A 16,014-nucleotide genomic window follows, 5' to 3' on the forward strand; every position below is an offset into this window, starting at 1 on the left:
CAGAATAAACAAGACATGAAAAAACCTAGCTATCACTATCATAATGGATTTCGGATGCCCATGGGATTTCCCGTAGAAGGGTTTACCTCAGCACTGAATTATCAAGCGCAACCCTCAGACATTTTTATAGTAACTTATCCCAAATGTGGAACCACTTGGACACAATATATTGTCTGGTTAATTCAACATAATGGGGAACCTTTATCAGCATCAAAAAAAATAGAAGATGATATTCCCCATTTAGAAGAAGTTGGCAAAGAAAAGATTGAAATATTACCTAAACCTAGAATAATTAAAACCCATTTACCTTATAATTTAACCCCTTATCATCCAGACGCAAAATATATTTATGTAGCACGAAACCCTTTTGATTGTGCCGTTTCATTTTATCATCATACCAGAGGCTTTATTAAACATTATGACTTTGCAGAAGGGACGTTTGATGAATTTTTTGAATGTTTTATTAATGGAGAAGTAGACTTTGGCGATTATTTTGATAATTTAGTTCTTTGGTATGAAAACAAAAATGATCATAATGTTTTATTTTTAACCTACGAAAACATGAAAATAGATTCCAAAAAGGCTATTATAAAAATAATCCATTTTTTAGGAGAACCCTATATAGATAGAATTAAAAATGAGCAAATTCTCAACAAAATTATCATTAACAGTAGTTTAGAAAACATGAAAAAAGAGCAACAACGTTGGTCAAGTAAACGCCCCGAAAATATGCCCCCATTTATTCGTAAAGGACAAGTCGGGGACTGGAAAAATTATTTTTCACCCGAACAACAACAAAGATTAACAGAAAAGTTTATGATTAGGACGGCTGGAACCGATTTAGAAACATTATGGAACGGAAATATTATCAGATCCTAATCTCCGAAACTTAATAACATATAAAATTCAAGAAACAATCAACAACATTTAAGAGAAAATAGGAAAGAAAAATTAGTCTTATGATCACTATGCTTTGGCCCTACAAAACCCCTGGTATTCCTGACAACCTCTTTGAACGTTTACCAGGTATTCCCCTCAGTAAACGAGAAGTGCGCTTACTGCTCATTTCTGCTCTAAGATTAACAAAAGACTCAGTAGTGTGGGATATCGGGGCAGGAACCGGAACCATTCCCGTCGAAATTGGCTTATTATGTCCCGAAAATACTATTATTGCGGTAGAAAGAGATGAAGATGTAGCTAAATTAATTCGTCGTAACTGCGATCGCTTTGGGGTCAATAATGTAACGATTTTTGAAGGCAACGCCCCCGACTGTCTCAGTGAACTACAACCCCAACCCGATCGCGTCTGTATCGAAGGCGGTAGCCCCATCAAAGATATCATAACCCAAGTCTGGCAACGTTTAAAGCCCGAAGGAAGGCTGGTGGCCACGGCGGCCAACTTAGAAACCCTTTATCTCATTTCAGAGGGCTTCGCGGCACTACAAGCCCGTAATATAGAGGTTGTTCAAGCAGGGGTGAACCGTTTAGAAACCAGAGGGGTGCATCAAACCTTAGCTGCTGTCGATCCCATTTTTATTCTCAGTGGAGAAAAATTTTAACGTTTTGTACCATAGACGAAGGGGCAACTACCAGGAATTCCAGGAATTTTATACAATTGAAATAGCGGAACTTGTTAACCTTTTATAAGGAATTCTTAACATATCTTCCCCCTTTTCCTCACCCTATCTTATCCTCGCTTATGCCCTGGACTCGAATTATCACTACAATTATTGCCATTGCCCTAGCCCTCGGAATGCTGATTATTGGGGGATGGTATTTTACCCTAGGACTCTGTATTATCGTCTTCTTAGGGCAATTAGAATATTTTCAATTAGTCAGGGCCAAGGGTATTGCCCCCGCCGCCAAAACAACCTTAGTCGTGTCTCAGTTATTATTAGTAATAGCTGCGATCGCCCCCCATTTGACAGATGCTTTATTTCCCTTAACTGGGGCCTTAATTTGCTTTTATCTACTTTTTCAACCAAAATTAGCTACCATTGCTGATATTTCTACCTCAATTTTAGGGTTATTTTATGGTGGATATTTACCGAGTTATTGGGTAAGATTACGGGTAGGACTTGCTCAAAGTGTCCCCACAGTTGATATTGCCAGCAGTAATTTTAGTAACTTATCCTTGATGGGATATTGGCCAGAATCTTGGGTAGAACCTAAATTATTTCCCCCTGCTTTAACTGTAACTTTTTTGGCTTTTGGGTGTATTTGGGCCGCCGATATTGGGGCTTATATTATGGGTAAATGGTTGGGTAAAACTCGCTTATCAGATATTAGTCCGAAAAAGACTGTGGAAGGGGCAATTTTTGGATTGTTAGGAAGTATTTTAATTGCTGAATTAGGGGCTTGGTATTTAGAATGGCCCTATTGGTATATGACAGGAATGTTATTAGGGGTATTAATTGGTATTGTTAGTTTATTGGGTGATTTAACCGAGTCCATGATGAAACGAGATGCAGGTGTAAAAGATTCAGGACAGTTAATTCCTGGTCATGGAGGCATTTTAGATAGAACGGATAGTTATGTATTTACTGCCCCTTTAGTGTACTATTTTGTTACTTTATTTTTACCCCTATTACAGTAAAAAATGTTAACTTATAGCAGTCCTCTTTTGATTTAGGATTGCTAATGATAATGAATAACAAAAAAGATACACAAATTCTTTTATTATCTCTCCTCATGACATCAATAGTTTTAGGAGGGGCTTTTTGGGGAATCAATTATTTTGGAATCTGGCAATTTTCTCAAAATAAAGATTCTCAACCATCTGATTCACAAGTTAATCAAAATAATTCCGAGGATAAAACATCAGGAACACCGAAAGATTTCTTTCGTCAAGTTAATAATGTACCATCAGGATTATTTAACTATGGAGGTAGCACAACTTGGGCCCCAATTCGTCAACAAGTAGATTCAGTTATTCAATCAGTTTATCCGAATTTTCGTCTACGTTATACAGATCCAATTAATGGTAATGCGGGGTCAGGAACGGGGATTAAAATGTTATTAAATGGTCAATTAGCTTTCTCCCAGTCTTCTCGTTCATTGAAATCTGAAGAATATCAAGAAGCTAAAAATAAGGGCTTTAATCTCAAAGAAATTCCTGTTGCTATTGATGGAATAGCTATTGCTGTTAATCCGAATCAAAAAACCACTGGCTTAACTATATCTCAACTTCAAGATATTTATGTAGGAAAAATAAGAAATTGGAGTGAAGTAGGTGGAGAAAATATTCCTATTATCCCTTATTCTCGCAGAAAAGAAGCAGGAGGAACCGTAGATTTTTTTATTGAAAATGTTATGAATGAACAAGAATTTGGAGCAAATATTGAGTATATTGATACGACAACTCAAGCATTACGAAAAGTTGCCGATAATTTAGGGGGAATTTACTATGCTTCTGCCCCTGAAGTAGTTCCTCAGTGTAGCATTAAAACCCTTCCTATTGGCGTTAAAACCGATCAATTAATCCCTCCCTATCAATCGCCATTTGTCCCTTTGTCACAATGCCCTAAATTGCGAAATCAACTTAATCAGTCAGGATTTCAAAGCGGGGAATATCCCCTGACAAGAAGATTATTTGTTATTGTTAAAGAAAATGGTGAAGATGATGAAAAAGCTGGTTTAACTTACGCAGAATTAATGTTAACAAATCAAGGACAAACTTTAATTAAGCAATCAGGATTTATCCCTATTCGCTAAAATAAAGTATCAAAATTTTTGTTGTTTATTGATTTCAATTATGATAGGAGACATGAATTTATGTATTGTATTGGTTTAATGAGTGGCACATCTGTAGATGGAATTGATGCTGCTTTCGTAGAAATTACAGGTAAAGAACTCGATTTAAACATAAAATTTTTATCAGGAATTACTCATTTTTATCCCGAAAAAATCAGAAATCAAATCTTAGAAGTCTGTGGAGGAAAACCTCTATCAATGGAAGAATTAGCCCTATTAGATGATGCGATCGCCTTCTCTTTTGTCGAAGCAGTTAACAAAATCAAAGCAAATAATCCTCCCGCACAATTAATAGGTTCCCACGGACAAACAATCTTTCATCGTCCACCAACCCAAGAAAAATTAGGCTACAGTTTACAAATTGGTAGAGGAGAAATCATTGCTAATTTAACAGGAATTACCACAGTAAATAATTTTAGGGTAGCAGATATAGCAGCCGGGGGACAAGGTGCGCCCTTAGTCTCAAAAATAGATGCTTATGTATTAAGTCATCCAAAATATCATCGTTGTGTGCAAAATATTGGCGGTATTGGTAACGTTACTTATTTACCACCTCATCAAGAAAAAGACTGGGAAACTAATATTATTGGTTGGGATACAGGGCCCGGTAATGTTTTAATTGATCTTACCATTCAAAAATTAACCAAGGGTCAAAAAACCTACGACAAAAATGGCGAATGGGCCGCCCAAGGAACCCCCCATCAAGGATTAATTAAACAATGGTTAGGCCAGGAATTCTTTAAACAAAGACCCCCCAAATCTACCGGAAGGGAATTATTTGGGCCAGACTATTTAGAAAAATGTTGGCAAGATGCCCAAACAAAACAATTATCAGAAACCGACTTTTTAGCCACCATTACCGATTTTACGGCTGCTTCAATTACTGATAGTTATCATCAATTTATTCCACAACCCATCAATGAACTATTATTGTGTGGCGGAGGCAGTCGTAACCTATACTTAAAAGAGAGGATTCAATATCATTGTCCCGACTCAACCACAGTCAAAACCACTGATGAAGTTAGCATGAACAGTGATTTTAAAGAAGCGATCGCCTTTGCTGTTTTAGCCTATTGGCGGTTCAGTGGTATAACGGGGAATTTACCGAAAGTGACAGGGGCAAAACAAGCAATGTTACTGGGAGAAATTCATCTTCCTCTTTAAATTGAGATATTGCACCATGATTTAAAAATCACACAACCCCGATTTTAAAAGACAGCAAACCAAGCATGACTTCCTTACTATTTGGTAAAAAATCGGGGTTTTTAAGTTAAATGCAAGATCTCAGTTAAAGATTAATGTTCAAGGGTTTAACAGTGTTAAACCCCTACAATATGGGACTAAGGCAGCAACGCCCTTTGTCGGGGCTTAATACCATTAAGCCCTGTTGAAAAAATCAATTTTAATAAACTGTTAGTTTTCTGTGATTTTAGGGAAATCTAAAGTAGAGAAACCTGAGAGTTACCCTGTCCCCAGAGGATGTAAATCAAATTTGTTAGGAGATTAAGGAGTGGTATTTTGGCCCATAGCTTTTTAATGGAAAGTGGACGTTGGACAATTGAGGGAAATTGGTTAGAACGCAATGAACTGCCCCTACCCGTCAAAGGTAGGAGTATTGTGGCCTGGAGTCAGGATAATTGGTTCACCATGGTCACAAAACTGGTGTTTCCAGGCAGCGATCGCCCTGAAATATCCTTTCAGTACCGGGGTCGCTTAGATGGGGAGGAACGCCAGTACACCTATGTTCTTCAGCAAAGCTTACTCGGAAAAGTAGAAGGAGAAGGATGGATCGGCCCTGAGTCGATTATTCAACGCTATTGGGTTTTAGGCGATCGCCAACGACGTAGCGGCTTTGAAACCTTCTACCGCCTCAATAATAATACTTATCACTTCTCCAGTGGCATCCTGGCTGGTCATTACCTCACCAGTACCATGGAAGCAGTCCTAGAACGTCAACCTTAACCTGGTTTTCTCTGAACAGCACCCTTTTTTCTAAGCCCTGATTAATCACTCTACCGAATCCTTGGTGAACCATTATGAGTCCCCCAGTTACCATGAAAGAAGCTCATCACCGCCGTTTGTTGGCTAACCGCTATCAACTGATCGATCTTGTCGGTAGTGGTGCTATGGGTCAAGTATATCGCGCTGAAGATAAATTACTTGGTGGTGTCACCGTCGCTGTAAAATTCTTGTCCCAAGCTTTGCTAAACAATCGAATGCGGGAACGTTTTGAGCGAGAGGCGACCATTTCTGCCTTATTAGGGGAAAAAAGTAATCATATTGTTCGAGTACGAGATTATGGGGTAGATGAAAAAGAAATCCCTTTTTATGTGATGGAATTTCTGAATGGGGAAAGTCTCAGCGAAGTTATTAAGTTTCGCCCTCTATCTCTATCCCGATTTTTAAAAATAACGCGGCAAATGTGTTTTGGACTAGAATGCGCCCACAAAGGCATTATGTTTGAAGGGGAAATGTGTCCTATCATTCACCGTGATATTAAACCGAGTAACATTCTCGTCATTTATGATCCAGCTTTAGGGGAATTAGTCAAAATTCTCGATTTTGGTATTGCGAAATTAGTACAATCAGGAGAAGCTCAAACTCAGTCATTTATGGGAACCCTGGCCTATTGCTCCCCTGAACAAATTGAAGGAAAAGAACTCGATAGTCGGTCAGATATCTATAGTTTGGGCGTGATGATGTATGAAATGATTACCGGAGAAATGCCCATTTTTCCCGAAAATTCTTCCTTTGGGGGTTGGTATGAAGCCCATCACTACGCAAAACCAAAACCCATTCCGTCTAAACTTAGTCTACCCCCTGGGTTAGAAAGTCTCATTTTTAAATGTCTTTCTAAAGCCCCCGATGATCGCCCTCAAACCGCTACAGAAGTATTACAAGGGTTAGAAAAACTAGCACCCAGTGAACCGGAATCTCAACAAGAAACCTTGGTGGCCACCTCAACCATAGTTGCTGATAAACCTGCCAGCAAAAAAACTGTACCAAAGGTAGATGATATCTGCTTAAAAATGACCTGGCCAGAGGACAAACCGCAACAAAAAATTGTCTTTCCCCATGTCATACGGGCTGACGGAGGAAACTTTGCTAGTCTCTGGGTGATGTTGAATGAAGAAGATATTGCTAACCGAATGTCGAGTATTCGTTACAATCAATTTGTCTTTATTACCAGCCCTCATCCCATGATTCTCTGGATTACGGTTCTCTATCACCGTGAATATGGCCCTAGATGGCTTCCCTGTTATCTAGATTTAAAAACCTCATCGGGCCAAAGATTTGCCCGATTATTAGGAGAATCAGGCTCTTATTGGATTTTATTCTTTGCCTTGGAAAAGGGGGAACGCTGTCAGCACGTTTTGACCACGACTATCGCCCCTAACCAACGCCAAAACCTCCAGGAATGGGCTGATAAAAGTCAACTGCTACGAGGTGGCAAACCCCAAATCACCAAACGAATGTTAAAACAGGAGTTTGAGAAGCTTAAGCCAAGCATTCTTAATAAGCTGAAAGCGGCTTATACAACGTCCCGTACTGCCTCTAAATTTTAGCTATTTTTTGGGCTGTCCACTCCAGAATATAATTACGCTAAATTAAAAGAATGACTAATTTTGCCATCAATGTCCAAAATATAAGCTTTAGCTGGCATGAAAATGCCCCTGTACTTAAATCCTGTTCTCTGGCTGTCCCTGAAGGAGAATTTTGGATGCTCTTAGGCACTAATGGCAGTGGGAAATCGACTTTACTCAGACTCCTCACTAACCTGCTGATCCCCCAAAGCGGTACTATTGCCATGACTCCCCCTGTGGGCTTTGTTTTCCAAAACCCCGATCGCCAGTTAGTGATGCCCACCGTGGGTGCTGATATTGCTTTTGGGTTAGTCTCGGAAAATTTACCCCCCCTAGAAGTACGTTATCGCGTCCGAGAAGCCCTAAGCGCGGTGAATCTCTTAGAATTGGAAAGACGGCCTATTTATGCCCTTAGTGGGGGACAAAAACAACGCATTGCCATCGCGGGAGCGATCGCTCGTCATTGTTCTGTTTTACTTTTGGATGAACCCACGGCCCTCCTTGACCCCGATACCCAAGGAGAATTAGTAATTCAAGTGCAAAATTTAGTCAAAAGTCGGGGCATTACAGCTTTATGGGTGACACACCGTTTAGAAGAATTAAACTACTGTGATGGGGCATTTTTACTAGAAGGGGGCCAAGTCGTCGCCCAAGGTGATCCCCAACAACTTAAAGCTAGATTGTTAGCGAAAACTTCCCCATAAGCGTAAATTTTTTGTTAGGATCAGAAAATGTTTGGATTAAAAATGTTAACAATTTATGGTCACTCTCAAGAACAATGTCTTCTCACCACTATCCTTTACTATTGGTCGATGGCTATAACATAATTGGTGCTTGGTGTTCCCTCAAAACCACCCGCGATCGCCACGGACTAGAACAAGCGCGGCGTGAATTAGTGGAAGCCCTGATCAACTACACTGCCGAGAAAGGTTACAAAACCCAAGTTGTCTTTGACTCTCAATACCAAAGGACTCCTTGCTCTCTCGAACACCATTCTTCCCACTTATCCATCTATTTTACCGCTTGGACACAGACGGCTGACACCTACATCGAAAAGGTCTGCGCGTCTTTTTTTCATGGTAAAACTGTTGCGCCTCCTCGTCTCATTGTAGCCACATCCGATCGAGATCAACAGTTAACAGTGGTGGGTTATGGGGCAGAATTGATGTCCGCCCAAGTCTTGTCCAGTGACATTCAAGCTTCTGTCTCCCAAGTCAAACGCAAACAACGCAACAGTCAGCGCAGTCAAGGGCGTTTTTTGTTCAACTGTCTAGATGCCAAGTCCCAAGAACGCTTAGCCCGTTGGCGATAGGGTTCAAGGAGCATTTTCAAAAATTTTCCGAGGCCCTATTGACACCGCAAAAAAGTTTTGTTATAGTTATAAAGGTCTGAAAAATATAAGCCCCCATCGTCTAGTGGCCTAGGACACCTCCCTTTCACGGAGGCGACAGGGATTCGACTTCCCTTGGGGGTACTCATCCTTCCAAAATAAATAAGAGTATTAAGTTTTAGGAACCCCGCCCTAAAAGGGACGGGGTTCCTACCCATTTTTCTGATGACCTCTTTGAAAGACTAACCCAGAGAAAGGGCTGTATCGGGTCTAAAACAAATTGTAATGATATCTCAGAAAAAATACTGGGCGACTGCTGATTTTAACCGCCAAGGGCTAACTTCCATCAGTCGCCACATCTAGAACGAGGGCCAGAGAATTAGAGGGCGCCTGAACTAGCCAAACCTAAAATAACACCAGCCCCTAGAATATGACCAAAGCTAGTGGTTCCCAGTAAAGCACCAAGGCCCATACCGCCGAACATATTAGGAGAAGGTAAACCAGGGCCTTCGCTGGGTTTAGCAATGGTGAGTTTCCCAAAAACAATGGCCACGATATTACACAGGATCATGATCAATGCTACTTTCGGACTCCATTCAATGGTAGTGGGGACAGTAGCAGCCGCTAAAACAAGCATAGAATACATAAAAGACGTTTCTCCTTAGATATTAGGACGTTAAATTTTTAATCTTAAAAGGTTGACCCCCCATTCTCAGTGATGCTGTTGCAATACTTAATGAATTGAATCATTATCTTGCCGCTAGTTGAGTCAGGATTAGCCAAAAGATGCTAATGTGACAAAGGAGTTGATTGTCGTCAACGAACCCAGTCTCATCAGGGACTGCCATTGACTGATCGTTATTGAAATTAATAAGATTGAAGGAATATGACACAAGAAAAAGGTAAAGGATTTGGGTTCGGATTAGGTAAAATAAAAGAACTTCAAGAGGCATTTCAGAAGGCCCAGCAAGTTCAGGCTGGAGCGCAACAACTTCAAGAAGAATTGGAGCAAATGAATATTGAAGGCATGAGCGAAGATGGGTTAGTTAAAGTAGTTATGAGCGGCAACCAAGAACCTCGTGGAGTAGAAATTGCCCCAGATGCTATGGAAAAAGGGCCTCAAGCCTTATCTGAATTAGTGACAGCAGCCATGAAAGATGCTTATGCTAAGTCCACTGAAACCATGAGAGAAAAGATGGAAGCCCTTACCAGTGGCTTAAATTTGCCTGGGATGTAAGCTAATTAGTAACAGTCAGGAAAGGTATTCAGGAGGGGTCAACAACCGTTGACCCCTACAAGTTGAATAGCGTATAGAATAGAAGTATTTCCTCATAGTAGTTTAGAGGTATATGGAGACAACAGAATTAAAACGAGAAATTTACATTGTCGGTTTACGCCTGGGGAAAACCCAGGACTATCTTTGACTTGCCCGCACTTCAGTCCAGAATTCAAGACTTAGAAAATGTAGCGGCTCAACCGGAGTTTTGGGATAGTCCTGAAACCGCCCAAACTACCCTACAGGATCTCAATGATTTTAAATCAACTTTAGAACAATATCAAAAGTGGAGCAGTCAGTTAGAAGATACCAAAGCGATCGTTGAATTATTAGAATTAGATGATGATCTGACCTTACGTGAAGAAGCACAGAATAATATTATTCAACTAAACCACAATTTAGATCGTTGGGAATTACAACGGTTATTATCGGGCATTTATGATGCTAAAGGTGCGGTTTTAACTATTAATGCGGGGGCCGGTGGGACAGATGCTCAAGACTGGGCAGAGATGCTATTAAGGATGTACACTCGTTGGGCAGAAAAACAGGGGTATAAGGTGCATTTAGCTGAGATTTCTGAAGGAGATGAGGCAGGTATTAAGTCAGTTACTTTAGAAATAGAAGGCCGTTATGCTTTTGGTTATTTAAAGGGAGAAAAAGGAACCCATAGACTGGTAAGAATTTCGCCTTTTAATGCTAATGGCAAACGTCAAACGAGCTTTGCTGGAGTAGAAATTATGCCAGCTTTAGAAGAAGGAGATGTTAAGGTTGATATTCCTGAAAAAGACTTAGATATTAGCACTTCTCGCTCCGGGGGAAAAGGAGGACAAAACGTTAATAAAGTTGAAACTGCTGTGCGGGTGGTTCATTTACCAACGGGACTGGCGGTGCGTTGTACTCAAGAACGTTCTCAACTCCAAAATAAAGAAAAAGCCCTGACTTTGTTGAAAGCTAAATTATTAGTAATTGCTCAAGAACAAAGGGCCCAAGAAATTGCTGAAATTCGGGGGGATATTGTAGAAGCAGCTTGGGGGATGCAAATTCGTAATTATGTTTTTCATCCTTATCAAATGGTAAAAGATTTGCGAACTAATGTGGAAACAACTGATATTAATGGGGTCATGGATGGTAATTTAGATCAGTTTGTTGAGGCTTATTTACGTTATATAACTTCAGTCGATAGCTAAGCTTTTCTATGCTTCTCTGGAGAGAAGGCTGATTTATTTAACTTATTTGTTAGAATCATAAAATGGGAACAAATTCTTAAAAGATCACGTCTATCCTTAGTAAAGGTTTAAACTAAAATTAGTCTGGTGGAGATACTTTATGAAACGCCCAATTATTGCAATTTTAGGACTACTGACATCTTGCTTATTTACCAGTCAAGTCAAAGCAGCAAACCCGGATCATATTGAACAATTATTATCCACTAGATATTGCCAAGGATGTGACTTATCAGGGGCCGATCTTACGGCTGCTCATTTAATTGGTGCAGACTTAAGAGATGCTAATCTAAGAGGGGCAAACTTAAGAGATGCTAACCTAGAAGGAGCAGACCTGACAGGAGCAAATTTAGAAGGAGCAGATTTAACCGCAGCTTTAGTCACTAATGCCAGTCTTAATGAGAGTAATCTTAACAGTGTTAACTTAACAAAAGCAATGGTTTATGATGTTGATGTGACGGGTGCATCAATGATCTCTCTAATTTTAGATGAGGCACAAATTTTTAATACAAAGATTAGTATTGGGGGAGAAACAGAATAAACAAACTTCTGACTTTTGTAGGGGCTTAATATTATTAAGCCCCTACGACTTCTGACTTCACCTTGACTTCTCCATATTGATCATGACTAATTATAATACCCCCAGATCCAAAATTTGGGGGATTTGTTTATGATAGAAAGGATAGGAGTTTTTAGGCAAACCATGATGATTAATCAACCTCTAGTCACTCAAGGACTGGCGATCGGCAATTTAAGACAATTCCATCATATCGCATTAAATGTCAAAGACATGGCGATTTCTTGTCACTTTTACGGTAAAATATTAGGACTTCATGAGTTAACAGGAGATGAAATACCTAGCACCTTAAAAACCTTAGTTGCGGAGGGAAAAGTTGCTAATTTTGTAACCCCTGATGGCACAGTTTTAGATTTATTTTGGGAACCGGATCTCTCACCCCCAAATGCTGATCCCAAGCAACAATTTACCCGTGCGAATCATTTGGCCTTTGATATTGCTCCTGAGTTATTTGATCAAGCAGTGGAAGTATTAACAAATAATCAGGTAATAATTGATCATGGCCCTGTAACTCGTCCGACTGGAAGGGGAATTTATTTTTATGATCCTGACGGGTTTTTATTAGAAATTCGTTGCGATCCGAATTAATGACAATTTATCAGCGAAAATGGATTAAACTTGTCTGTGATTGCTTAGTTGAGAACCATGAGTGTGGTTGAACATAAGGAGAAGACAGGGATAAACTCTGGAGTAACATTAAAGCAACTGTCAGTCCGATCGCCCCTTGTAAGCATTGAGCAATTGTTAATTGAGATGTCTTCGTCTTCATTACCTTACTCCTCCGTAGCGAGTCCCTATGACTATTCTTCATTGCACAAAACATTGATTCCTGAAAAAAAATCTTGTTAAATGATCTTAATTCTCTCCATAGTGATAAATATGTAGTGATCTTAAGATGTACAGGAGATAATAAAGCTTTGAAATCTTAACTAAGTTGATTTTTTACCAGATATTTACAACTACTCTCTGTTTATTCTTGTTCAACATATACAGAAGATAAAGTGATATTTATTGTTGGTTTATATAAAAGAGAGTTTCGATTTTGGAAGCTAAAAGAATCAACTTGTGGTAATAATTCACCCTTGAAGAAAGACAAGACTTCCTGATGATTTTTCTTTCTGGGTAAATGACTAACGATAACCCCATTATTAGAATTTTCTGGAATAATACGGTATTGTTGTGTGGAACCATCTTTATGTGTAATAACTATCGTCACGGGGGGGACTCTAAAAATAGATTTTATTAACTTACCTAATAGGGAATATTTAATATCAACGTTAGCCTTGATAATCACGTTATTAGCAGCATCTAAAGATAGAAAAGTATTCCAAGGAAGTGATATATTTTTATCTGAATTTGGAGCATCAAGGAAACATCTATTTTCACTCTTTTCTAATAAGATAATATTTGAAAGTTGAGGAGTATTGACAAAATCTGATATTTGGGAAGAAGGTTTATAGTTACAAAAAACATAAGAAAAAGTTTTTGGTTCGTCAAAAAAAGGATGTCTCCCATCAATAGCCAAAAAGCTATAAAAAATATAGTCTCTTGGTTCTTTGGAAAAACTTTCAAAGTTGATGTTATCGAGTTTTTCGGTATAAGCTGAATAAGACTGAAATATCGGTCTTGGTTTCCAATTCAAATTATTAGCAGGGACTAAAGAGATTTCCCAAGGAATAATATCTACACTTTTATTTTTAACTAAATTAGTAACATTTTCAGATAATTTAACCCCTTGTAAATTATTCTTACTGACTTCAATTAAATTAGAGGAGAAATCATTAAAATTCAACAAAGATGATAAATTATTAATAGCGTATGATGGAGCTAGTCTTTGGAAAATTGGAAGAGCTACATTACCAACAGAAATATCCTTAACGTTTCTTACTCTAACAAAAATATTAAAGACTAGAGCCATCACTAATATATAAATAAAGAATAAAGAAACATATTGTTTTATCCTAATTGTTTTTATTTTCGTTAGACATAATGGAATAACGAATAGTGTCACTGTACTAAAATAGAAAACATGACCATCTTGACGAATAAATCCATGTTTAAAAGAGATAAATAAGCTAAAAAATACAGCCAAAGCGAAACTTAGTGAACCTTCTTTCGCCAGTAAAATTAAAATAAATAATGATAAAAAATATCCTAATAAAGCAGTATGTAAAGTAATATGAAAAGTGAAGCGAGGCACGTAAAGACTCATCGCACTGGAAAAACCTGATGAAATTTGTAAAGACGTTTTGGAGTAATCTATTAGAGAAGGATCGGAGTGGAGAATATTGCTAAATAGTAAAATGCCATAAACAATATAAAACACAATCCAACTTATTGGTTTTATCTCAGTAGTTAGGTTATTTTGTAAAAATAATGAGATATTCCTATTTTTTTTCTGACCCAAAATTAGTAATATTGCCGCTCCTCCTGAACAAACCAGGAAAAAGATAATTTGACCAAACCTACCGAAAAAAGAAGATGGATATAATAGGATAAACGCCACAGAAATAGCAGCAAATAAAGCATCAAGTAAAGCAAAAATACTTCTCTTTATTTCTGTATTAGACTTAAGAGATTGATAGATATTCCCTAAAAGAAAAAGAGTAAGAGAACCTAACGTAACAATTCCAAGACTAAACTTAGTAAGTAGGCAAAATCCTGATAATGCACCAAGAGTTAAAGCCACCCATCTAAGATGTTTTTGTAATATATTATCAAAGGATAAAATCAATAATAAAATAAATAAAATTTTGTAATCTGTTCCCAGTCCTCTTCCCAGCCAAAAAGCTAAGAAAAAACCAGAAGTTAACCAAACCTTATTACTCAAACTATCTAAACTGATAATTTTAATAGTGAATGTAATAAATAAAGCCAAATGAACTATTAAGCGAAAAGCTGTGATGAATATAACATTATTTTCTAAAGCTACTCCATCGATTAAATAACCAAAAGGCCCATAGGTAAAAACAATATCTTTTCCCCAAATTAGTCCATCTTCAGCAGCTTGACTAATAGCATATTGCCAGGAGGGATCTAACCCTAGACGTATCGATTCAGGTAAGGGTAAAAAAACTAGGAAAAAATATATTTCTAGACATATAAACAAGATATATGTAATGATTTTTTTTCGCTTATCCAATAAATTTATTTCCATTAGTAATAACCTTGAATTTTAAACTCAATATTGTAGCAAAGAATGATTAGAAAATACCTTTCAGTTCTTTTTCATACTCGATAATCCATTGATAAATATCTGTTAATGTTTTCTCTGCATTTCTTCTTGGTTGCCATCCAGTTACCTTTCTGATTTTACGGGAATCTGTCACAAAAATGGGAACATCTCCTGGACGGGTTTCGGCAACCCCTGTAATTTCAATCTGATTTCCAGTAATTTGTTGACAAAGCTGAGTCATTTCATAGAGGGAAATAGTGTTTTCTAGTCCACCTCCCACATTAAACGTTTCACCTTTTAACTGGTCTAAATTCTGAATTTGAATATCAATCAAATCTAATAAATCATAAACATGAAGAAAGTCTCGAATTTGCTTTCCTGTGCCTCCGTGACCAATATATTTTAAGGATTTGCGGAAGTAATGGCGAGCAACCCACAAGGCAAAAACCCCCTGATCAACCTTACCCATTTGCCAAGGGCCAGTGAGGACACCACAGCGATTAATTAAGGTTCTCAGTCCATAGGCATCGGCATATTCCGCAATTAGTAACTCTGAAGCCAATTTAGTTGTACCGTAGAGAGAACGGGCTTTATTTAGGGGAAATTCTTCGGCAATTCCTTCCTTTGATGCACCTGTTATGGACTGTTCTTCTAAGAGTTGAAAGCGAGTTGCTTGTTCTTCAAAATTTAAGGTATTTAGATAAGCAATGGGATAAACGCGACTGGTGGAGAGGAAGATAAAATCTGCTTGAGTCTGTCGGGCGAGTTCTAAGCAGTTAATCGTTCCGACCAAATTAGTTTGTAATAAATAGCCAGGGGAATTATAGCCCGCTAAAACCGAGGGTTCAGCAGAACATTCTATAATTAAATCTGGTTTTAAGAGTTGGGGGTCAAGGTCTTCTGGATTTCTAATATCTCCATGAATAAATTCAATTCCTGCTTGAGTTAAACGAGGAATATTGAGTTCTGAACCGCGACGCTTGAGATTATCTAATGCAGTAATTTTCCAGTCAGGATAAAGTTTGGTAAGTCCTAGTCCTAAACCGCTACCGACAAATCCTGCACCACCCGTAATAAGAACTTTTCTAGTCATTGA

17 protein-coding genes and 1 tRNA gene are annotated in these 16,014 nt (G+C 38.3%); 14 read left to right on the plus strand and 4 right to left on the minus strand.

All coding sequences use genetic code 11. The features are described from left to right. Nucleotides 1-15: 15 nt before the first annotated feature. From VB691_RS20755 to VB691_RS20800, 10 genes are all read left to right on the plus strand, one after another. A complete protein-coding gene (locus VB691_RS20755; protein WP_323293436.1) occupies nt 16-879 on the plus strand; it encodes a sulfotransferase domain-containing protein in 864 nt (287 codons plus the stop codon). Nucleotides 880-968: 89 nt separating this feature from the next. Next, a complete protein-coding gene (cbiT, locus tag VB691_RS20760) occupies nt 969-1,559 on the plus strand; it encodes a precorrin-6Y C5,15-methyltransferase subunit CbiT (RefSeq protein WP_323293496.1) in 591 nt (196 codons plus the stop codon). A gap of 140 nt (nt 1,560-1,699) precedes the next feature. After that, nucleotides 1,700-2,596: a phosphatidate cytidylyltransferase gene (locus VB691_RS20765; protein WP_323293437.1), complete on the plus strand. Its 897-nt coding sequence runs from the start codon at nt 1,700-1,702 to the stop codon at nt 2,594-2,596. Nucleotides 2,597-2,646: 50 nt separating this feature from the next. Beyond that, nucleotides 2,647-3,714 carry a PstS family phosphate ABC transporter substrate-binding protein gene (locus tag VB691_RS20770; protein WP_323293438.1) on the plus strand — a complete coding sequence of 356 codons (1,068 nt, stop codon included), beginning with the start codon at nt 2,647-2,649 and terminating at the stop codon, nt 3,712-3,714. Nucleotides 3,715-3,774: 60 nt separating this feature from the next. Continuing rightward, entirely contained in the window at nt 3,775-4,917 is a 1,143-nt protein-coding gene (locus VB691_RS20775; protein ID WP_323293439.1) for an anhydro-N-acetylmuramic acid kinase, read from the plus strand. 354 nt (nt 4,918-5,271) lie between these two features. Further along, on the plus strand, nt 5,272-5,715 hold the full coding sequence (locus VB691_RS20780; RefSeq protein WP_323293440.1) for a hypothetical protein: 444 nt from the start codon (nt 5,272-5,274) through the stop codon (nt 5,713-5,715). A 74-nt stretch (nt 5,716-5,789) separates the two neighbouring features. Next, the gene (locus VB691_RS20785; protein ID WP_323293441.1) at nt 5,790-7,319 is read left to right on the plus strand and encodes a serine/threonine-protein kinase; all 1,530 of its coding nucleotides are present in this window, start codon (nt 5,790-5,792) and stop codon (nt 7,317-7,319) included. Nucleotides 7,320-7,369: 50 nt separating this feature from the next. Next, entirely contained in the window at nt 7,370-8,041 is a 672-nt protein-coding gene (locus tag VB691_RS20790; protein ID WP_323293442.1) for an energy-coupling factor ABC transporter ATP-binding protein, read from the plus strand. Between the two features lie 74 nt (nt 8,042-8,115). Further along, nucleotides 8,116-8,649: an NYN domain-containing protein gene (locus VB691_RS20795; RefSeq protein WP_323293443.1), complete on the plus strand. Its 534-nt coding sequence runs from the start codon at nt 8,116-8,118 to the stop codon at nt 8,647-8,649. Between the two features lie 89 nt (nt 8,650-8,738). After that, nucleotides 8,739-8,811 (plus strand) — tRNA-Glu (locus VB691_RS20800). Between the two features lie 235 nt (nt 8,812-9,046). Here the strand turns inward: VB691_RS20800 and psaK are convergent. Further along, nucleotides 9,047-9,313 (minus strand): photosystem I reaction center subunit PsaK, encoded by a 267-nt coding sequence (gene psaK, locus VB691_RS20805; protein ID WP_323293444.1) that lies wholly within the window; start codon nt 9,311-9,313, stop codon nt 9,047-9,049. A gap of 240 nt (nt 9,314-9,553) precedes the next feature. Here psaK and VB691_RS20810 point away from each other — a divergent pair, with 240 nt between their 5' ends. The 4 genes from VB691_RS20810 to VB691_RS20825 all read left to right on the plus strand — a co-directional run bounded on the left by VB691_RS20810 (nt 9,554) and on the right by VB691_RS20825 (nt 12,331). Continuing rightward, nucleotides 9,554-9,904, plus strand: coding sequence for a YbaB/EbfC family nucleoid-associated protein (locus VB691_RS20810; protein ID WP_323293445.1), 351 nt, complete (start codon nt 9,554-9,556; stop codon nt 9,902-9,904). Nucleotides 9,905-10,016: 112 nt separating this feature from the next. Further along, a protein-coding gene (gene prfB, locus VB691_RS20815; RefSeq protein ID WP_323293446.1) for a peptide chain release factor 2 occupies nt 10,017-11,130 on the plus strand; the annotation gives its coding sequence in 2 pieces (ribosomal slippage) (nt 10,017-10,088 and nt 10,090-11,130; 1,113 coding nt in all). Between the two features lie 139 nt (nt 11,131-11,269). Continuing rightward, on the plus strand, nt 11,270-11,707 hold the full coding sequence (locus VB691_RS20820) for a pentapeptide repeat-containing protein (RefSeq protein ID WP_323293447.1): 438 nt from the start codon (nt 11,270-11,272) through the stop codon (nt 11,705-11,707). Between the two features lie 165 nt (nt 11,708-11,872). Beyond that, nucleotides 11,873-12,331 (plus strand): VOC family protein, encoded by a 459-nt coding sequence (locus VB691_RS20825; RefSeq protein ID WP_323293497.1) that lies wholly within the window; start codon nt 11,873-11,875, stop codon nt 12,329-12,331. A gap of 10 nt (nt 12,332-12,341) precedes the next feature. Here VB691_RS20825 and VB691_RS20830 read toward each other — a convergent pair whose 3' ends face one another. The 3 genes from VB691_RS20830 to VB691_RS20840 all read right to left on the minus strand — a co-directional run bounded on the left by VB691_RS20830 (nt 12,342) and on the right by VB691_RS20840 (nt 16,011). Further along, the gene (locus tag VB691_RS20830; protein WP_323293448.1) at nt 12,342-12,512 is read right to left on the minus strand and encodes a hypothetical protein; all 171 of its coding nucleotides are present in this window, start codon (nt 12,510-12,512) and stop codon (nt 12,342-12,344) included. Nucleotides 12,513-12,713: 201 nt separating this feature from the next. Next, complete coding sequence (locus tag VB691_RS20835; protein ID WP_323293449.1) at nt 12,714-14,900, minus strand: hypothetical protein; 2,187 nt, start codon at nt 14,898-14,900, stop codon at nt 12,714-12,716. Nucleotides 14,901-14,946: 46 nt separating this feature from the next. Continuing rightward, nucleotides 14,947-16,011, minus strand: coding sequence for an NAD-dependent epimerase/dehydratase family protein (locus VB691_RS20840; protein ID WP_323293450.1), 1,065 nt, complete (start codon nt 16,009-16,011; stop codon nt 14,947-14,949). Between the last annotated feature and the right edge of the window lie 3 nt (nt 16,012-16,014).

It is taken from the genome of Crocosphaera sp. XPORK-15E, assembly GCF_034931425.1.
Lineage (GTDB): Bacteria > Cyanobacteriota > Cyanobacteriia > Cyanobacteriales > Microcystaceae > UHCC-0190.

Bases quoted from the DNA above. Each gene is read 5' to 3' on its own strand.
- VB691_RS20755 (WP_323293436.1), top strand. From the start codon at position 16: ATGAAAAAACCTAGCTATCACTATCATAATGGATTTCGGATGCCCATG.
- cbiT (WP_323293496.1), top strand. From the start codon at position 969: ATGCTTTGGCCCTACAAAACCCCTGGTATTCCTGACAACCTCTTTGAA.
- VB691_RS20765 (WP_323293437.1), top strand. From the start codon at position 1,700: ATGCCCTGGACTCGAATTATCACTACAATTATTGCCATTGCCCTAGCC.
- VB691_RS20770 (WP_323293438.1), top strand. From the start codon at position 2,647: ATGAATAACAAAAAAGATACACAAATTCTTTTATTATCTCTCCTCATG.
- VB691_RS20775 (WP_323293439.1), top strand. From the start codon at position 3,775: ATGTATTGTATTGGTTTAATGAGTGGCACATCTGTAGATGGAATTGAT.
- VB691_RS20785 (WP_323293441.1), top strand. From the start codon at position 5,790: ATGAGTCCCCCAGTTACCATGAAAGAAGCTCATCACCGCCGTTTGTTG.
- VB691_RS20790 (WP_323293442.1), top strand. From the start codon at position 7,370: ATGACTAATTTTGCCATCAATGTCCAAAATATAAGCTTTAGCTGGCAT.
- VB691_RS20795 (WP_323293443.1), top strand. From the start codon at position 8,116: ATGTCTTCTCACCACTATCCTTTACTATTGGTCGATGGCTATAACATA.
- psaK (WP_323293444.1), bottom strand. From the start codon at position 9,313: ATGTATTCTATGCTTGTTTTAGCGGCTGCTACTGTCCCCACTACCATT.
- VB691_RS20810 (WP_323293445.1), top strand. From the start codon at position 9,554: ATGACACAAGAAAAAGGTAAAGGATTTGGGTTCGGATTAGGTAAAATA.
- VB691_RS20820 (WP_323293447.1), top strand. From the start codon at position 11,270: ATGAAACGCCCAATTATTGCAATTTTAGGACTACTGACATCTTGCTTA.
- VB691_RS20825 (WP_323293497.1), top strand. From the start codon at position 11,873: ATGATTAATCAACCTCTAGTCACTCAAGGACTGGCGATCGGCAATTTA.
- VB691_RS20830 (WP_323293448.1), bottom strand. From the start codon at position 12,512: ATGAAGACGAAGACATCTCAATTAACAATTGCTCAATGCTTACAAGGG.
- VB691_RS20835 (WP_323293449.1), bottom strand. From the start codon at position 14,900: ATGGAAATAAATTTATTGGATAAGCGAAAAAAAATCATTACATATATC.
- VB691_RS20840 (WP_323293450.1), bottom strand. From the start codon at position 16,011: ATGACTAGAAAAGTTCTTATTACGGGTGGTGCAGGATTTGTCGGTAGC.